15 protein-coding genes are annotated in these 17,747 nt (G+C 45.4%); 10 read left to right on the top strand and 5 right to left on the bottom strand.

Features of this window, described 5'->3' with window-relative positions; translation table 11 throughout:
• Positions 1 to 23: 23 nt before the first annotated feature.
• Entirely contained in the window at positions 24 to 740 is a 717-nt protein-coding gene (gene lipB / locus FGM00_RS01635; RefSeq protein ID WP_138851239.1) for a lipoyl(octanoyl) transferase LipB, read from the bottom strand.
• A 172-nt stretch (positions 741 to 912) separates the two neighbouring features.
• Positions 913 to 1,068, bottom strand: a complete 156-nt coding sequence (locus tag FGM00_RS01630) for a YqaE/Pmp3 family membrane protein (RefSeq protein ID WP_138851238.1) — start codon at positions 1,066 to 1,068, stop codon at positions 913 to 915.
• A gap of 81 nt (positions 1,069 to 1,149) precedes the next feature.
• On the opposite strand from FGM00_RS01630, the gene FGM00_RS01625 reads away from it, so the two are divergent.
• The 10 genes from FGM00_RS01625 to FGM00_RS01580 all read left to right on the top strand — a co-directional run bounded on the left by FGM00_RS01625 (position 1,150) and on the right by FGM00_RS01580 (position 14,323).
• On the top strand, positions 1,150 to 2,220 hold the full coding sequence (locus FGM00_RS01625; protein ID WP_138851237.1) for a helix-turn-helix domain-containing protein: 1,071 nt from the start codon (positions 1,150 to 1,152) through the stop codon (positions 2,218 to 2,220).
• 78 nt (positions 2,221 to 2,298) lie between these two features.
• The gene (locus FGM00_RS01620; RefSeq protein ID WP_138851236.1) at positions 2,299 to 2,856 is read left to right on the top strand and encodes a thioredoxin family protein; all 558 of its coding nucleotides are present in this window, start codon (positions 2,299 to 2,301) and stop codon (positions 2,854 to 2,856) included.
• A 133-nt stretch (positions 2,857 to 2,989) separates the two neighbouring features.
• Positions 2,990 to 3,700 carry an SGNH/GDSL hydrolase family protein gene (locus FGM00_RS01615; RefSeq protein ID WP_138851235.1) on the top strand — a complete coding sequence of 237 codons (711 nt, stop codon included), beginning with the start codon at positions 2,990 to 2,992 and terminating at the stop codon, positions 3,698 to 3,700.
• Positions 3,701 to 3,827: 127 nt separating this feature from the next.
• Positions 3,828 to 5,528, top strand: coding sequence for a lysine--tRNA ligase (lysS, locus tag FGM00_RS01610; RefSeq protein ID WP_138851234.1), 1,701 nt, complete (start codon positions 3,828 to 3,830; stop codon positions 5,526 to 5,528).
• A gap of 3 nt (positions 5,529 to 5,531) precedes the next feature.
• Complete coding sequence (locus FGM00_RS01605) at positions 5,532 to 5,759, top strand: hypothetical protein (protein ID WP_138851233.1); 228 nt, start codon at positions 5,532 to 5,534, stop codon at positions 5,757 to 5,759.
• A 136-nt stretch (positions 5,760 to 5,895) separates the two neighbouring features.
• Positions 5,896 to 8,631 (top strand): PSD1 and planctomycete cytochrome C domain-containing protein, encoded by a 2,736-nt coding sequence (locus FGM00_RS01600; RefSeq protein ID WP_138851232.1) that lies wholly within the window; start codon positions 5,896 to 5,898, stop codon positions 8,629 to 8,631.
• 82 nt (positions 8,632 to 8,713) lie between these two features.
• Positions 8,714 to 10,225, top strand: coding sequence for a DUF1501 domain-containing protein (locus FGM00_RS01595; RefSeq protein ID WP_138851231.1), 1,512 nt, complete (start codon positions 8,714 to 8,716; stop codon positions 10,223 to 10,225).
• A 22-nt stretch (positions 10,226 to 10,247) separates the two neighbouring features.
• Positions 10,248 to 11,135, top strand: a complete 888-nt coding sequence (locus FGM00_RS01590; protein ID WP_138851230.1) for a sugar phosphate isomerase/epimerase family protein — start codon at positions 10,248 to 10,250, stop codon at positions 11,133 to 11,135.
• 79 nt (positions 11,136 to 11,214) lie between these two features.
• On the top strand, positions 11,215 to 12,609 hold the full coding sequence (locus tag FGM00_RS01585; protein ID WP_138851229.1) for a c-type cytochrome domain-containing protein: 1,395 nt from the start codon (positions 11,215 to 11,217) through the stop codon (positions 12,607 to 12,609).
• A gap of 283 nt (positions 12,610 to 12,892) precedes the next feature.
• The gene (locus FGM00_RS01580; protein WP_138851228.1) at positions 12,893 to 14,323 is read left to right on the top strand and encodes an SLC13 family permease; all 1,431 of its coding nucleotides are present in this window, start codon (positions 12,893 to 12,895) and stop codon (positions 14,321 to 14,323) included.
• Positions 14,324 to 14,402: 79 nt separating this feature from the next.
• Here FGM00_RS01580 and FGM00_RS01575 read toward each other — a convergent pair whose 3' ends face one another.
• From FGM00_RS01575 to FGM00_RS01565, 3 genes are all read right to left on the bottom strand, one after another.
• Positions 14,403 to 14,804, bottom strand: a complete 402-nt coding sequence (locus FGM00_RS01575) for a hypothetical protein (protein WP_138851227.1) — start codon at positions 14,802 to 14,804, stop codon at positions 14,403 to 14,405.
• Between the two features lie 510 nt (positions 14,805 to 15,314).
• Entirely contained in the window at positions 15,315 to 17,291 is a 1,977-nt protein-coding gene (locus FGM00_RS01570) for a heavy metal translocating P-type ATPase (protein ID WP_138851226.1), read from the bottom strand.
• A gap of 35 nt (positions 17,292 to 17,326) precedes the next feature.
• Complete coding sequence (locus tag FGM00_RS01565; RefSeq protein WP_138851225.1) at positions 17,327 to 17,746, bottom strand: Fur family transcriptional regulator; 420 nt, start codon at positions 17,744 to 17,746, stop codon at positions 17,327 to 17,329.
• Between the last annotated feature and the right edge of the window lies 1 nt (position 17,747).

Below are 17,747 nucleotides of genomic sequence, written 5' to 3'. Positions count from 1 at the left end.
TCTATACGAATTGAAAACCGAGGCTACACCTCGGTTTTTTGTTGTTTCAGTTCGGCCTCGAATAGTGTCTCAAAATGTCGGAGCAACTTTTGTTTTACTTCGTGAATATCCACTTCCGTTTTACCCAATTCTCTATTCAAGGAGGTGACCGCCTTGTCTTTTATCCCACACGGAATCATCAAATCGAAATAGCCCAAATCGGTGTTGACATTCAGCGCAAAACCGTGCATGGTTACCCAACGGCTTGCCCGAACACCCAGGGCGCATATCTTGCGGGCAAAGGGGGTGCCCACATCCAACCAAACACCCGTTTCGCCTTTTGACCGCTCGGCTTTCAGCCCGTATTCTGCCAGTGTCAAAATGACCATTTCTTCTAGCAGCCTCAAGTATTTATGAATATCGGTGAAAAAATTATCCAGATCGAGAATCGGGTAACCGACCAATTGCCCTGGACCATGGTAGGTTATGTCCCCTCCGCGATTGATCTTGTAAAATTTGGCCCCTTTTTCTGCAAGTTTGGCCTCATCTACCAGTAGATTTTCAATATTGCCGCTCTTGCCCAAAGTATATACATGTGGATGTTCTACGAACAAGAAATGGTTCGGGGTTGCCAGACCGGCATCCTCCCTCCTGTTTTTGATTTTAATCGCTAAAGTGTCTTGAAAAAGCTGTTCCTGGTAGTCCCAGGTTTCTTTGTAATCCTTGCGGCCTAAGTCCGCTACTCTTACCATTTTGTTCATCACAACAAAGGTATAAAATTGTTAGCGGGCGCGACCAACCCTCAGTTCCCCCGAAAATAAGGAAGGCTACACCCAACTAACAATACTGTTGTTCCAAGTTCTTTGCAAAATGCTCTATATCACAAATTTATGTTGATTTTGCTAGGTAGATAATCAAATAGCCGGTTAATCACTAATTCGGATTGTTTAAAATGACCAAAGCGGCGATGACGCCTGGTACCCATCCGCAAAACGTTAACAACAAAACAATAAGAAATGAACCACACCCTTTTCCGATTACCGCGAGCGGAGGAAATAGAATGGCTAATATAACACGAATAACACTCATTTAATTTTGATTTTTGATTGATGTGCCTATTGGACGCCAAAAAGAACATATTGTTACAATTTCCCATACTTTTATAACAGCATGAAAAAAATATTCTTATTAATTTATTTTATGGTCATTGGCCATCACTTACATGGCCAATATCTTTTTGAGGGACAACTTACCGAAGGTGCCTCTGACAAATCAGTCTACCTTTCGGTAATTGAAGACTACAGAAAGTTATCTCGCGTGTACATGGAGCAGATTTTCAGAAAAACCGTTACCGATTCGTTGGGGTACTTTCGTTTTCAGGGCAGTAATCTTCCGGAAGGAAATAGGATTTATAGGATTCATATTGACAATTGCACCGATTCCCGTTTGGGTGCCAACCATGTTTTTAACGGCTGTAGCGATACAAAAAGTATCACCTTTATCGCCCACAATCGCGATACCATAACCTTTCCGAAGACTTTTGCCAACGAGGTGCTCTGCGATATTTCATCCACCAACCCTAAATCGGATGTTTTACTGCAGGTAGATAGGCTCAAAGAGGAAATGGTTTATGATTTTTCCAATTTTCGAAGTGCTGCCAATCGCAAATTGAATACCAAAAAGTGGTTTGAGCACTTGCAGCGATTCGGACGGCAAGTAAACGAACCGTTGGCCGAACTCTATATCTATGATTTTCTGTCGGATCGTAGAAATGAGACCTACACCTACTATTTGAAGGACCTTGCACAAAATGAATATTATGCAGATTTGGAAAGCAGACTCCGAAAAAAGTACGGAAATACAGTTTTCACAAGATTGTATGCCGATGAAATAGCGGTCGACGGCAACTTACGGGCCCTAAACGGTACTGGAAGTTTTCCTTGGAAATGGATTTTCGCCGCTCTACTAACACTCTCCATTTTACTTAATCTGTTTCTATTCGTCAAGAGCCAGCGGCAAAATGCGAAACCGAATTTGGCCAAACTAACGGTGCAAGAGCGGAAAATCGTAGACAGTATCCTGAACGATAAGACCAATAAAGAAATCGCAACCGAACTTTTTATTAGTCATAGCACCGTAAAAACACATATTAACAACTTGTACAAAAAGATGAACGTAAGCAGTAGGGATGAAATCAAGTCCCTGTTTCTGGGGCATAATAAAAATCAACCGGGGGTCTAGACCCTATTTCCAACTGGTAAGATGAATTTTAAAGCGATGTTTTTCTGAGTTTCGATGTATTCATTTAAATCGAAAATTATGAGAACCATTCAAGTATTGATCATCCTACTTATTCCTTTTTTTGTCTCCGCGCAAAGCGACTACCAGACGGTAACTCTTGAAAACGGCTCCTCTTTCCTAATTGGAAAAATTGATGTCGATGTACTAAAAGTAGAACCCCATGCGGACTGGTACCGCCAGAACCATTCGACCTATGAAGTTGATCAGAAAGAATTAAAATCGCATCAAAAAGACCTTGATTCGTTTAAAATCCTGGTTTTTATGGGCACTTGGTGCGGTGACAGCAAGCGAGAGGTGCCCCGCTTTATCAAAATTTTGGAAACGTTGGATTTTCCGATGGAAAACCTAAAAATCGTTGCCCTTGATAGGCGAAAGGAACACTACAAAAAAAGTCCGACCGGCGAAGAATGGGGCCTCAGCATCATTAAGGTACCTACCTTTATTTTCTATCGTAACGGAAAAGAGTGGAACCGTATCGTGGAGAGCCCCATTGAAAGTCTGGAAAAAGATATGGCCAAAATAATTACCGAAGAAAGCTACACCCCAAATTACACTAAAACGCTACATTCGGATTGACTATTCGTGCTTTGCCTCTATCGTTTAATTGCGAGATAGTCGTTTTTATAAAGCAACATCCGTCTTGCCAATATTTGTCAACGGTTGTATATAACGAACAAAACCTTCAAGCCTTATTTCTCGTAAATAGGACATGACAGGGCATGGATTACTTTTCAGAAAATTATATCTCTTAGTACCGTTATGGCTTTTTGTGTCGTGTTCCGCTTCCGATATAAACACGCCGGAGGATAAAGAAGCGACTTTACGTTACTTGGCCTTGGGCGACAGTTATACGATCGGTGAAAGTGTATCCGCCTCGGCCAGCTTTCCAATGAAACTCACAACAAAACTGAATGAGCAACTCGATAAAAAGACTAAGGTTGATATATTGGCAACGACCGGCTGGCGCACCGACAATTTATTAAATGCCATGGAGGCCCAAGCCCTCAGTACGGATTATGATATCGTTACCTTGCTCATAGGTGTCAACAATCAATTTCAAAACCGCCCGTTTTCGCAATACGAAACCGAATTCAACACCCTTCTTGAGCAGGCCATCGAATTGGCCAAGGGAGAAAATAATAGCGTTTTCGTCATTTCTATTCCCGATTACGCCTATACTCCATTTTCGGCCAACTCCGACCGTGAACAGATTAGTAGTGATATTGACCGCTATAACGATTATGCCGAGGAAACGGCTATTGCCAGCGGAATTCGATTTATCAATATTACCGATATCACTAGAATGGGGCTTGAAGAGCCTGAACTGATTGCCAGTGATGGTTTGCATCCTTCCGGGGAAGCCTATCGTAGGTTTGTCGAACGCCTCTTTCCGCTCGTGCGATCGCACTTATCCGAATAAAATCTCGACTAGAAAAAGCATCATGCCGTGAGCCTCATCCGCAGTATGCGACACCGCTATTTTCAAATCACTTCATGGGAAATTAAACTATCGATATGCTATATTTGCAGCCTTAATCAGCTCAACTATGCAACTTTCGGAACAAGAACTCGTACGACGGGAAAAACTAACTAAGCTTAGGGAAATGGGTATCGACCCCTACCCCGCCGCTCTTTACCCTGTAGATGCTTTGGCATCGGACATCAAGAACAATTACAAGGAAGGGAAAAAGGTCGTGATTTCCGGAAGGTTGATGTCTCGCCGTATTCAAGGGAAAGCCTCTTTTGCTGAGCTGCAAGACAGCTCCGGTCGAATACAGGTGTATTTCAATCGCGATGAAATCTGTACTGGGGAAGACAAAACCCAGTACAATGAGGTATACAAAAAATTGCTGGATATTGGGGATATCATCGGCATCGAAGGAGAACTTTTTACGACGCAGGTCGGTGAAATAACCGTAATGGTAAAAAATTTCACCATGTTGAGCAAAGCGTTACGCCCGCTGCCATTGCCCAAAAAAGATGCTGATGGCAATACCTATGACGAATTTAACGATCCGGAACTGCGTTACCGGCAGCGGTATGTAGACCTTGTGGTGAATCCATCCGTCAAGGAAACCTTTATCAAGCGCACAAAAATAACGAACAGCATTCGCCAGTTTTATAATGAACGAGGGTATTTAGAGGTGGAGACCCCCATTTTACAGCCTATTCCCGGAGGAGCGGCGGCGCGCCCTTTTTTAACGCACCACAACGCGCTGGACATTCCGCTTTACCTTCGTATTGCCAACGAATTGTACCTAAAACGACTGATTGTAGGAGGCTTTGACGGGGTATACGAGTTTTCAAAGGATTTTCGCAACGAGGGCATGGACCGTACACACAACCCCGAGTTTACCGTTATGGAACTCTATGTGGCCTATAAGGATTACAACTGGATGATGGATACCACCGAAGCACTTCTAGAAAAGGTGGCCATCGATGCCAATGGCACTTCGAAAGTCACCGTTGGAAATCATGAAATAGAGTTCAAAGCGCCCTACGCCCGAGTGCCGATTTTGGAAGCGATAAAAATTCACACTGGCAAGGATGTTGCCGGAATGGACGAAGAAGAATTACGGGAAACCGCTAAAGAACTTGGTCTTGAAGTAGACGACACCATGGGTGTCGGTAAACTGATCGATGAGATTTTCGGGGAGAAATGTGAGCATCACTATGTGCAACCTACGTTTATTACCGACTATCCGAAAGAAATGAGTCCGTTGACGAAAGAGCATCGCGATAACCCTGCGCTTACCGAACGTTTTGAATTGATGGTCAATGGTAAGGAACTTGCCAATTGCTATTCGGAATTAAACGATCCTATAGATCAGCGCGCACGTTTTGAAGATCAATTGAAATTATCCGAAAAAGGGGATGATGAGGCGATGTTCATCGACCAGGATTTTTTACGTGCTTTGGAATATGGAATGCCTCCTACTTCGGGAATCGGTATCGGCATTGATCGTTTGGTGATGTTGTTGACCAATAATTCTTCGATACAGGAAGTGCTGTTCTTCCCGCAGATGCGACCTGAAGCGCCCGCTACAAAAGTAGTCGAGCTCGGTGATGACGCAAAAGCGGTGCTGGCCATCCTCAAAAAGGCAGAACAACTTCCCTTGAATGACTTGAAAACGCAATCGGCCCTAAGTAATAAGAAGTGGGATAAGGCGATTAAGGAACTTACCAAAAACGAACTGGCCAAAGTCGCTAAAAATGATGAGGGATTGATGGTGACATTAATTGCATAAGTCATGTTAGGGAAGGATTTTGACCAACTTTCGACCTTGGAAAAATTCCAGCTTCAGAAAATCATCAAGAAGCAGCGCAGTGGGCAAAACCTTACGGAGGAAGAAAGCCTACTTTACGAAAAACATCGTGAACGTTGGGCACTGGAAGAATCGAAAGCAAAAGGGAAATGGCCTATTATTATCGGGTTACTTGTCGTAGGTGTTTTCGCAATCCTCCGGAGTTGTCAATGAACTCCTTCCAACTTTTCGACAAAATAGTGTCCCACATCCTCTGGGCTAGGTCTATACAATAGCCTCCTAGGTCAAATCGAACGCTAAATTTTCATATATTTATGATGGTCGGCGCAATGCGTTAAATGGTCATCATATGAAAAAGAACCTATTCTTCTTTAGGGAAATTCTGTCTTTGGGGCTATGTATTCTTTTGCTGCAATCATGCCAATCTTCCGACCCGGTAGATTTTAGCACCCAGATAAAACCACTGTTGAATGCGAAATGCATCAGCTGTCATGGCGGCGTTAAAAAGAATGCAGGTTTTAGTCTTTTGTTCGAAGAGGAAGCTTTGGGAGACACCAAATCCGGAAGACCCGCCATTATTCCCGGTAATGCCGCTGGGAGTGAGTTGATCAAAAGACTGCACGAAGACGACCCCGAACTTCGCATGCCCTATGAAAAACCAAAACTATCCGACGAGGAAATCGATTTGCTGACCCGATGGATCGATCAAGGAGCGGAGTGGGGAACGCATTGGGCCTATTCGCTACCGGAAAGCGTAACCGTCCCGACACCCACACAGGAAGCGGGTTTTACCTCGAATGCCTCTGAAGACTTCATCCAAAACGAAATCGACCACTTCATTACCGCCCGATTGGAAAGCGAACAGCTTGTACCAAACACTCCCGCGCCTACTGAAGTCATCGCACGACGGGTCGCCTTGGATGTAACAGGCCTGCCACCCGATTCAACCCTCTTCGCAGCGTTTGATTCGGGCGAGTTATCCTACGAAAATTTGGTCGATAGTTTGTTGTCCCAGAAAACCTACGGAGAAAAGTGGGCAAGTTGGTGGCTCGATATGGCACGTTATTCCGATACTAAAGGCTACGAAAAAGATCAAGCCAGAAGCATATATGAGTATCGCGATTGGGTAATCAAAGCGCTAAATACCGATATGCCCTATGACCAATTTACGATAGAACAGCTTGCTGGGGATTTGCTACCCGAACCCTCGGTAGACCAACTTATCGCCACGGCATTTCACAGGAATACTATGAACAATGACGAAGGTGGAACCGACGACGAAGAGTATCGTGTGGCAGCGGTTATCGATCGCGTCAACACAACATTCGAGGTCTGGCAAAGTACCACCATGGGATGCGTGCAATGCCATAGTCACCCATATGATCCGTTCAAGCATGAAGAATACTATAAGCTCATGGCCTTCTTTGATAATACGCGAGATGAAGATGTGCCGAGCGAAGCCCCGGTATTAAAATTTTATACCCCAGAGCAACAACGACAAGTAGATCGAGTAACGGCTTGGATCGCGCAATATGGAAATGAGGAAACGCTTGCACAATATCAAAAGTTCCTATTGTACAATGAACCCGTATACAACTCGCACCATTTAAAGGATATTCAAAATGGCTCTTATGATGACCATGCCTCGACCGTACTTTGGGATGATGGTTCCTGCAAGTTTGAATCCGTTTCACCGGGAGAAGCGACTGCATTGTACTTCAAATACCGGGGACCTGTCAATGGAACAACCCTTACTTTCCGAAAAAATAATGCCGAAGGGGAACTTTTAGCACAAACCACGGTCAACAAAACCCAGGGCAACGTCATTGGCAAAATCCCTTTTCAAAAATCCGATGAAAAATTCGACCTCTATATCGAAACCGACAACAATGGCGTGGGCAAAAAAGTCAATATTCTCAATCTGTATTGGGTCGCGCTTTTGGAGGATGTTCCCGGAAAGAACGAAACCGGGTACGCATCAATCAACAGCACATTGGTCAACATTTTGAACACTGAAACACCCACGGTACCCATTATGATCGAGAATCCGGAACAGATGAAACGGACTACTCAGGTATTCGATCGCGGAAATTGGTTGATGAAAACGGATACGGTCGAACCCACCACTCCGGAGACGCTCAACACATGGAATACCGACTGGCCTAAAGACCGATTAGGGCTGTCTAGGTGGTTAGTGAGCAAACAAAATCCGTTGACGGCTCGAACCGTGGTCAATCGTGTTTGGCATCAGATTTTTGGTCGCGGATTGGTCTCTACCATAGAGGATATTGGATCGCAATCGGAATCGCCCTCCCACCCTGATCTCTTGGATTGGATGGCCTTGCGATTCATGAACGAACACCAGTGGAGTCTGAAAGCACTGATCAAAGAAATCGTGATGTCGGGAACGTACCGCCAAAACTCTGAGAACAGTCCTGAACTATACCAAAAAGATCCCAATAACGAACTCTATGCCCATGGCCCCAGAATTCGATTGAGTGCGGAACAAATTCGAGATCAAGCGCTGGCCGTATCTGGCCTGCTGAGTTTGAAGATGTACGGACCGGGCGTAATGCCGCCCCAACCCGAGGGTATTTGGAATACGGTCTACAGCGATGCGAAATGGATAGAAAGCAAAGGGGAAGACCGTTACCGACGGTCAGTATACACTTATATGAAGCGTACCAGTCCTTATCCCTCTTTTATAAGTTTTGATGGGGGCAGTAGGGAAATATGTACGATTCGGCGCACCGTTACAAACACACCTTTACAAGCCCTAGTCACCTTGAACGACCCGGTCTATCTAGAAGCCTCGTACGAGTTAGCCAAGAGGATGCAGGTTTCGAAAATCCCTGAAGAGAACATCGCCTTTGGGTACAAGAAAGCCACCTACTCCAAAATAAGCCCGGCAAAATTAGCGGCCCTGAAACAACTCTATGAAAGTTCCTTATTGGAATTTAATAATGAAGAAACAGCGGCAGAACCGTTCTTCCATTTACCAAATAAACCTAGTCCAGAACTGGCCGCTTTGACCATCGTGGCCAATGCCATAATGAATCTGGATGAGTTTTTAACGAAAGCATGAATTAGAATTTAGAAGTTAGAAAATAGCAACGGGACTATTCCCTGGAAGTTTGATAGTTATTTAAAATTAGGATGCAAGCCACATGAAAGACGTAGTAGCACGATTGATCCAAGAGAAACTGGCTCGGGAAACCCAAGCCAAAACCCGTAGGCACTTTATTAAAAATTGTGCACAAGGTATCGGTGGCTTGGCCTTGAGTTCTATTTTTATGGGATGTGACCCGTTGGGGAATCCAAAGAACAAAACGGCCATGACCTTTTCGGAACGGGATCTCAACCCGTTGGCAACGCTGCCCCCTCCCTTTGCCCCCAAGATAAAATCGGTCATTTACCTACATATGGCAGGTGCGCCCTCCCAATTGGAGATGTTCGATTACAAACCTGCGCTTCAAAAATTGAACGGACAAGATTGCCCACAATCCCTTTTGGAAGGCAAAAAATTCGCGTTCATTAAAGGAACGCCCAAATTGTTGGGACCGCAAGCGGAATTCAAACAGGAAGGAGAATCCGGCAACTGGGTCTCTAATTTCATGCCGCATTTTAAAAAGGTGGTCGACGACGTCGCCTTCCTGAAAGCGGTACATACGGATCAATTCAATCATGGTCCCGCCCAACTCTTCATGCACACCGGAAGTGCCCGTTTGGGTCGACCTAGCATTGGTGCCTGGGCTACTTATGGCCTTGGTTCCGAAAACCAAAACTTGCCCGGTTTTGTGGTGCTTACCTCTGGCGGCAATACGCCCGATGCCGGAAAAAGTGTTTGGGGAAGCGGATTCTTACCGTCCGTATACCAGGGAGTACAGTGCCGTTCAAAGGGTGATCCAGTTCTTTATCTGGAGGATCCCGACGGCATTTCACGCGATTTAAAAAAGCACACCATAGATGCCATCAATCAAATAAACAAGGAAGAGTATGCCAAATATGCCGATCCTGAAATCCTGGCCCGTATCAATCAATACGAAATGGCCTATCGTATGCAGATTGCCGTACCGGAGGTGATGAATATCAACAACGAGCCTGAATACATTCAACAAATGTACGGGGTCGAGCCCGGTAAGGAATCCTTTGCGAACAATTGCCTCTTGGCCAGAAAACTGGTCGAGGATGGTGTTCGTTTTGTACAGCTCTTCGATTGGGGATGGGATACCCATGGTAATGTTCGTGAAGGCTCTATCGATATGGGCTTGCGGAACAAATGTCGCGAAATCGATCGTCCCATCACCGCGCTGATCATGGATTTGAAACAACGGGGGCTGCTCGATGATACCCTTATCGTTTGGGGCGGGGAATTCGGCAGGACACCCATGCAGGAAAACCGTGGCAATAAAAAAATGACCTATCTCGGTCGCGACCACCACGGTGATGCCTTTACCATGTGGATGGCCGGTGGCGGAATAAAAAAAGGAGCTTCCCACGGCAAGACCGATGACATCGGTTTCTCAGGTATCGAAGGCCGCGTATCGGTACATGATGTGCATGCCACCATTTTACACCTGCTTGGCTTCGACCACGAGGAATTTACCTATGAATTTCAAGGGAGGCCATTTCGATTGACCGATGTGGAGGGTGAAATCATCAACGAGATTTTAGCTTAAAAAATAAAAATAACAAAGTTAGATGATCATAAAACTACTGCAACTCGCCATACTCCTTTTCGCTACGTTAAACACCTATTCCCAGCAAAAGGGAAATCTCGAATTCTTCAACACCGATTGGGGCCGAACGGTTTCTTGGGATGCCTTCTGTGAACGCACGAAAGCCTCAGGCTATGACGGCATCGAAATCTGGTTTCCGTCGGAGGAGGAAAGTCAAAATCAATTGAAGGCAGCGCTGGAGAAGTACGATTTAAAAGTCGCTTTCTTGAACGGAACGAATAAATCCATCCCTTTTGCGGAAAGCCTGAAACAATACACGGATCATTTCCACACCCTTCTTTCCTGGAATCCGGTGTACATCAATTGCCATAGCGGAAGCGATTTTTTTACCATGGAGCAGAACAAGGCCTTTATCGATGCGGCGAACAAGGTGGCATCAGAAAGCGGCACATCCATTTATCATGAAACCCACCGCGGTCGTTTTAGCTATAATCTACCTGATACTGAAAAATATCTGGCAGCGATACCCGAACTGCGCCTGACGTTAGACATAAGCCATTGGATGGTCGTTCATGAATCCTTATTGGAACGGCAGGATAACAACCTAGAGGAAGTGATCGCTCGGTCGCATCACATTCATGCACGGGTCGGTCATTCCGAGGGACCCCAAGTGAATGACCCTGAAGCTCCCGAATGGAAAAAGGCGCTCGAACGACATATGGCGATTTGGGAAGCGGTCATTCAAAAAAAATGGACAGAAAGCGATAGCACCTTTACCATCACTACCGAATTTGGTCCGCCCTATTATATGCCAGCCCTACCGTATACCAAGTTGCCGGTCGCCGACCAATGGAAAGCGAATGTCTTTATTATGAACGCCATTAAAAAACGAATGGGAATCGGTAAATAATGTGCTCCCCTGCCCAAATGACGCTTTTAAACCTATTAGAGAAATAATGGGTTTTGGCTTACCTTAGCGATAGCTTTCTATGGATATCCTGAAACAACTCTTGGGGCGCCTGCATCCGCTCATCGTACACCTTCCCATCGGGTTCATACTCCTAGGGCTGCTCTTGCGCTGGTATGATCGAAAAAAAAACGAGTTCACCAAGGCCATCGCGTTGGTCTTTCTTTGGGGTGGTTATAGTGCCATCTTAGCATGTATTACCGGTTACGCCCAATACGTGGGAGAAGGCTATGCCTTTGAGACGGTCAAATGGCACCTTTGGTCCGGAATAGCCACAGCGGTTTTTTCTTTTTTAACGTATTGGCGGATCGGAGCGAACAAGAGATTTGCGCGCATCAAAACCATTCCGATAATGGTGATGACCCTCGTAATGTTCGGATTGATTTCCTTTACGGGGCATTTAGGCGGGAACATTACGCATGGTGAGGACTATTTGGTCGAACCGCTGCCCAACCCTATCAAAGCTGCTTTGGGATTTGAAACATTCGAGGAAAAGGAAATCGTACTTACCGAAGCGACCTGGGAGGAAGCGCTTATTTATGACGATGTCATAAAACCTATATTGAACAATACCTGTGTAAGTTGCCATAATCCGAAGAAAAGTAAGGGCGAACTGATGCTACATACCGAAAAGGCAATCGTAAAAGGTGGCGAAAACGGCGCGATACTCGTCACGAACAACGCCTCAAAAAGTGAAATGGTTATGCGGATGAAACTACCGATGCAAAATGACGACCATATGCCCCCCGAAGGAAAAAAGCAACCTTCAAAAGAAGAAATCAAGCTTGTAAGTGCCTGGATCGATACCGGACATCCTTTTGACCGGACCATCGCGCAATCTGGATTGGAAAAAGAACTGTTTCGCTCTTTTTTCCCAAAAAAGACGGACAATGATTATCCGGATTCGCCCGTCGCCGCGGCAGCTGCGGATAGTATCAAAACCATTGAAGCAATTGGCATTCATGTTGACCCCATCGATAAGGTTTCCAATTTCCTAAAAGTCTCTTGCATCAATCATCCGAGCTTTTCAGATGCCGATTTTGATGCATTGCTACCCATATCCCTACAGATTGCAGTTATGGATTTGGGGGGCACCCAGGTAACCGATAAAATATTTGAAAAATTGGCGACCCTTCCGAATTTGACACTTTTAAAATTGGACAATACCGCGATATCAGGCGAAAATATAGCACAATTGGCTTCTTTGGAGTATTTAAAATCCATCAATCTAACGCATACCGATTTTGAAGAACAGCATCTGCCTAAATTGACCAAATTTAAAAAGCTGCAAAAAGTATATGTCTATGGTACCAAAATAGATGTTCAGGGTGCGAAGACCCTAAAAGATGGTCTGATTACTGTTGATTACGGTAATTACAACCTACCGCCGATTGCTAGCGACTCTATCGTTTACTAGGCCAAAACGGATTGTTACATACCCCTGAACAACCTGCGAAGTAGCCATCCCAACAACGGCTCTCCACCAACATTCTGCAAACTTATGACACGCTTTGTATTTTAATGCTGCTTGGCAAACTCCATGGTGTGCTGAAAATATTAAAGACGACCCAAATCCATTTCCAAAACCAAAAGAAAAAACATAGCTTAGGGCTCACCAATTGGCCTCAACCAGAACTGCAAAATTGCAGTTCCGACCGCTCCAAAGTTGCGGTAAATGGAAGCTATTAAGACCAAACTGTATGCACTTCAGCAAAAAATTAGGACTCTTTCTTGGGCCGATACTATTTTTCATCATCCTTTACTTCCCTTTTGAATTGGTTTCCGAGCAAGGCGACAAAGTCATTGCCGTAGGGGTTTGGATGATTGTCTGGTGGATTACCGAGGCGGTATCCATCTCGGTTTCCGCATTACTGCCTTTGATTCTCTTTCCGTTGTTGAACGTCATGGATATTGGTGATGTGGGCGCCAATTACGGGAGTCCCATCGTGTTTTTATTCTTTGGCGGCTTTGTTATGGCGTTGGCTTTGGAAAAAGTGAACTTGCACCGTCGCATCGCCTTGAACATCATACGGCTCACGGGAACAACCCCCAACAAGGTCGTGCTGGGCTTTATGATCGCTACCGCCGCCTTGAGCATGTGGATCAGCAATACGGCCACTACAGTGGTGATGCTGCCCATAGCTATGTCGGTTATCGGCTTGCTGGTAAACGATGCCGACGGCTTTACGAAAAGCGACCAGAATTTTTCCTTGAGCGTGATGCTGGGCATTGCCTTTTCGGCCAACGCCGGCGGTATTGCGACCGTAATCGGCACACCCCCGAATATGGTCATGGTGGGCCTATTGGAAAACGAGTACAATATCGAGATTTCCTTTTTTAAGTGGATGTTGATCGGCATCCCTTTTTCGGTGACGATGATCACCATTAGTTACTTGGTCTTGACCAAATGGATGTTTCCCAATCGAGAGCTGAAGTTTACCGCCTCCAAAGATGTCATCAACGAAGAGCTATATAAACTCGGACCCATGAGTGGGAAAGAAAAAATGGTGCTGTATATTTTTGGGGTAACCGTCGCCCTATGGATCTTTAGGGCGCTCATCAATGACATCCTTCCGGCACTACAACTAAACGACACCATCATCAGTATTTTTGCGGCGGTGTGCCTATTCGCGCTGCCCTATAACCTTAAAAAAGGAGACTTCATTATCGAATGGCGAGACACTTCGAAACTGGCATGGGGTATTCTGATTTTGTTCGGCGGTGGACTCGCCCTTGCCAAGGGCATGTCGGTGAGTGGTATCGTCGATTTGGTTGCGAACGCTATCGCGACCAGCGATATCTCGATATTGGTCATGGCGAGCTTACTCATATTCTTGATGCTTTTTATGACGGAAATCATGAGCAACGTGGCCCTGGTCGCCGTATTGGCCCCTGTTGTGGCGGGTATCGCCATCGGTTTGGAGATTCCGATTCTGTACCTGCTCATTCCGGTCACTATTGCCAGTAGCTGTGCCTTTATGTTGCCCATGGCGACTCCGCCCAATGCGATCGTCTTTGCTAGCGGTTATGTAAAAGTGCACGAGATGGCCCGCGTGGGCATTATTTTAAATCTTATCGCTGTTGGCCTGCTCATTTTAATGTTCCAATTCGTTATTCCTTTGGTATTTTGAAATACTGAAAACATAGAAACCCCTGCAATAGCTGCAGGGGTTTCAGATATGGAGCAAAAAAGGGGGACTGCCTTTTTTACTATTTTATATACGGATCAAACCCTTCCGGTAGATGGTTCGTGCTATCAAAATCTAGCACTAGGGTATCATTGGCATCGATATAATTGAAACTTTCACAATCGGTAGGATAGGCATAAGCATCAAAATTCGCAGGCAAGTTTTCCTTGCTATCAAAATCGATTTCGATTTCAGCGGCTATTACGGTTACCGAATTCAAATCGAAATATACCTTGTACGGATCAAAATCTTCGGGGAGGTAATCTGCAGTATCGAAACCGAGATCGATCACTTCTTCCTCTTCGATATATACGATAGTACTAAGATCCAGTTCCCCTTTTTCATCTGTGGGTACGCCGGCAAAGACTCCTTTTACACATAAAAGGCCTATCGTTAAAGCTACTGTCATATTTTTTTTATTCATAATATTCATGGTTAATTGTACTGAGAGCATATAACGCAGAGGACGGTGTTTATTGTGTAGGATTAATAGGAAGTGCCCTACGAGAAATAGGGTCAATTACCAATTTGCTAATTTTTGAGGGCGTTTTTTAGCTAAATGGATGACTTTCAAACCGCAAGCGCATCTAGTAGGCAAAAAACAATGTGAAATTTTATCACTAAAAATTTCGATAAAATCGAGTCGAAAAGCTGTAGGAATACCGTTCGTCGATGTTTTCGGCGGTATGAATAATCGCGATAGCATCCCAAAACCGCAAAATCATTGTTTTTTGGTAATGGAAATGGTGGTGCCAATCGCTTCAAAGAAAATCATTTTGCCGTTGACGGACCAGCATGGTTTTCGATACGTACTTACATCCTTTAAAAAGAATAAGGCCATCCGCGGAAGCGAACAGCCTTATCCCTGACTAATTCAAAAAAAATGATTCTTATTTATAAGACTGCGAAAAATCGTAAATGTTACAAAAACCGCCTAAAAAATTCCTTTTGACTTCTCTTTATATGCCAGTAATCGCAGAGCATTCAAAACCACGATCAAGGTAGATCCCTCGTGGAAGGCGACGGCCACGCCAATGTTGGCCCAGTTGAGAAGGGTAGCCGGAATCAGTAGCACCACCATGCCCAGACTGATCCAGAGATTCTGTTTGATGATGGCACTCGCCTTTCGACTAAGACCAATGGCAAAGGGCAAGGTTTCCAATTTATCGGCCATAAGCGCGATATCGGCAGTTTCAAGGGCCACATCGCTACCGGCAGCGCCCATGGCAATACCCACCGTACTGTGCGCCATTGCCGGGGCGTCGTTTACACCATCCCCGATCATGGCAAGTTTGTTCTCCTTTGCCATCAGCTCCTGCACTACGGCTACCTTTTCTTCGGGCAATAGGCTACCCCGTGCTTCGGTGATACCGATCTGCTCGGCTACGGCTGTTGCCACTTTTTGATTATCGCCGGTCAACATGACCATCTTTTTGATTCCGAGTCGGCGCAGTTTGGACAAGGTAGGTTTTGCCATCTTGCGAGGAACGTCCATTACACCAACGATTCCGATAAAATCGCCCTCGCGTTGAATGAGCATGCTGGTCTTTCCTTCCGTTTCAAGCGTACTTATCCGTTGCAATAGTGCCGGATCGATGGTCTCTCCCTCGAAAATTTTTAGATTGCCAATACGGATGGTTTCCCTATCCAAATTGGCTTTGATACCTTTTCCTTGGATTTCCTCAAGGCTATCCGCTTCCGGGAAATCCGCTCCGTTCAATTGCAATAGGCCGTCGCGAACAATCGCCTTTGCGATAGGGTGATTGCTCAGTTTCTCCACGGAGACCAAAATTTTCAACAAGTCGTTTTTATCGCCCTCGCCCAAGGGGATGACATCCGTTACCTTTGGTTTGCCCTCGGTCAAAGTACCCGTCTTATCAAAAGCCAAGGCGGTCAGGTTTCCCAAATCTTCCAAGGGCCGACCTCCTTTGACCAACACCCCCCCACGAGCTGCCCGGGCTATCCCACTCAAAACGGCCGAAGGTGTGGATATCGCCAACGCGCAGGGACTCGCAGCGACCAATACCGCCATCGAGCGGTAAAAACTTTCACTCCACGTTTCATCGATGACCATAAAAGCAAAGTTCAATAGAATGACCAAGGCGATGACCGCAGGCACATAGTATTTCTGAAATGTATCGGTCAGCAATTGGGTAGGCGATTTTTGTTGTTGTGCCTCCTGTACCATAGTCACCAAACGGCTCAAGGTCGAGTCGGCGGCAATCTTGGTTACGGTCACTTCTAAGGTACTGCTCCCATTTATCGTTCCGGAGAAGACCCTGCTTTCGGAGGGTATGTCGTCTGGGTTTTCGAAAGCTAAGTCCGGCCGTGCCACCGGTACTTTATCTACCGGGATACTTTCGCCCGTAATCGGGGCTTGGTCTACCGTGCTTTGCCCTTTAACTACAAAACCATCGGCCGAAATCTTTGTCCCCGGTTTTACGATTATGGTATCGCCCAAGCGTAGGGTTTCGATACCTACTTCCAAAAAGCCATCTTTTTTCTTGAGCAAAGCCGTTTTAGGGGCAAGTTCGGTCAAGGCAGCTATCGACTTTCGCGCTTTCCCCATGGCATAGTGTTCCAAGGCATGCCCAAGGCTAAAAAGAAACAAGAGCAGGCCACCTTCGGCCCAATTTCCTAAAAATCCGGCCCCCATAGCGGCCACAAGCATCAAAAAATCGATTTCGAACTTCCCTTTGGAAATTTCAGTAACGGCTTCCCTCGATACAAAATAACCTCCAAAGAAATAAGCCGCCAGATAAAAGCCCCATGAAATATTCCCGTCGAAGTCGGTAAATTTTTCCAATAGAAAACCGACCAATAGTGTAGCACCACTTAAGAGGGCAAAGTAGAGTTCGGTATTTTTTCCCAAGATACCATGGGCATGGTCGTGTTCATGTTCGGCGCACATACAATTAACTTAGGACACGAAAATACGGGTGTATCTTATGCAATGGAAGTGCATTTGTCGCAAAGGCCACTAACGACTAAATCCATATCCTGAACCAAGTAGCCTTCCGGTAGGTTGATCTGTGGAATCAAGTGTTCCGTAAGGCAGTGCGTTTCCTCACATCGCTTACAGTGAAAATGTAAGTGCAAATCGTTGTGTACCTGATGATCGCAGCCGTCCCGACATAGCGCGTATTTGGGAATTCCATTGCCGTCATTGATTTGATGTACGATTCCGTTTTCCTCGAAGGTCTTTAGGGTTCTGTAGAGGGTAGTACGGTCCGATTTTTTAAAAAAGGATTCCAAATCGCTGAGTGAAATCGCCGTTTTCTTTTGTGCCATAAAGCGAAACGTAAGAATGCGCATGGCAGTAGGCCTTACTTTCTTCTCCGTTAAAAATTTTTCGATGTCACTCATA

The organism is Aggregatimonas sangjinii, assembly GCF_005943945.1.
GTDB lineage: Bacteria > Bacteroidota > Bacteroidia > Flavobacteriales > Flavobacteriaceae > Pelagihabitans > Pelagihabitans sangjinii.
This window is presented reverse-complemented; position numbering and strand designations above follow the sequence as displayed.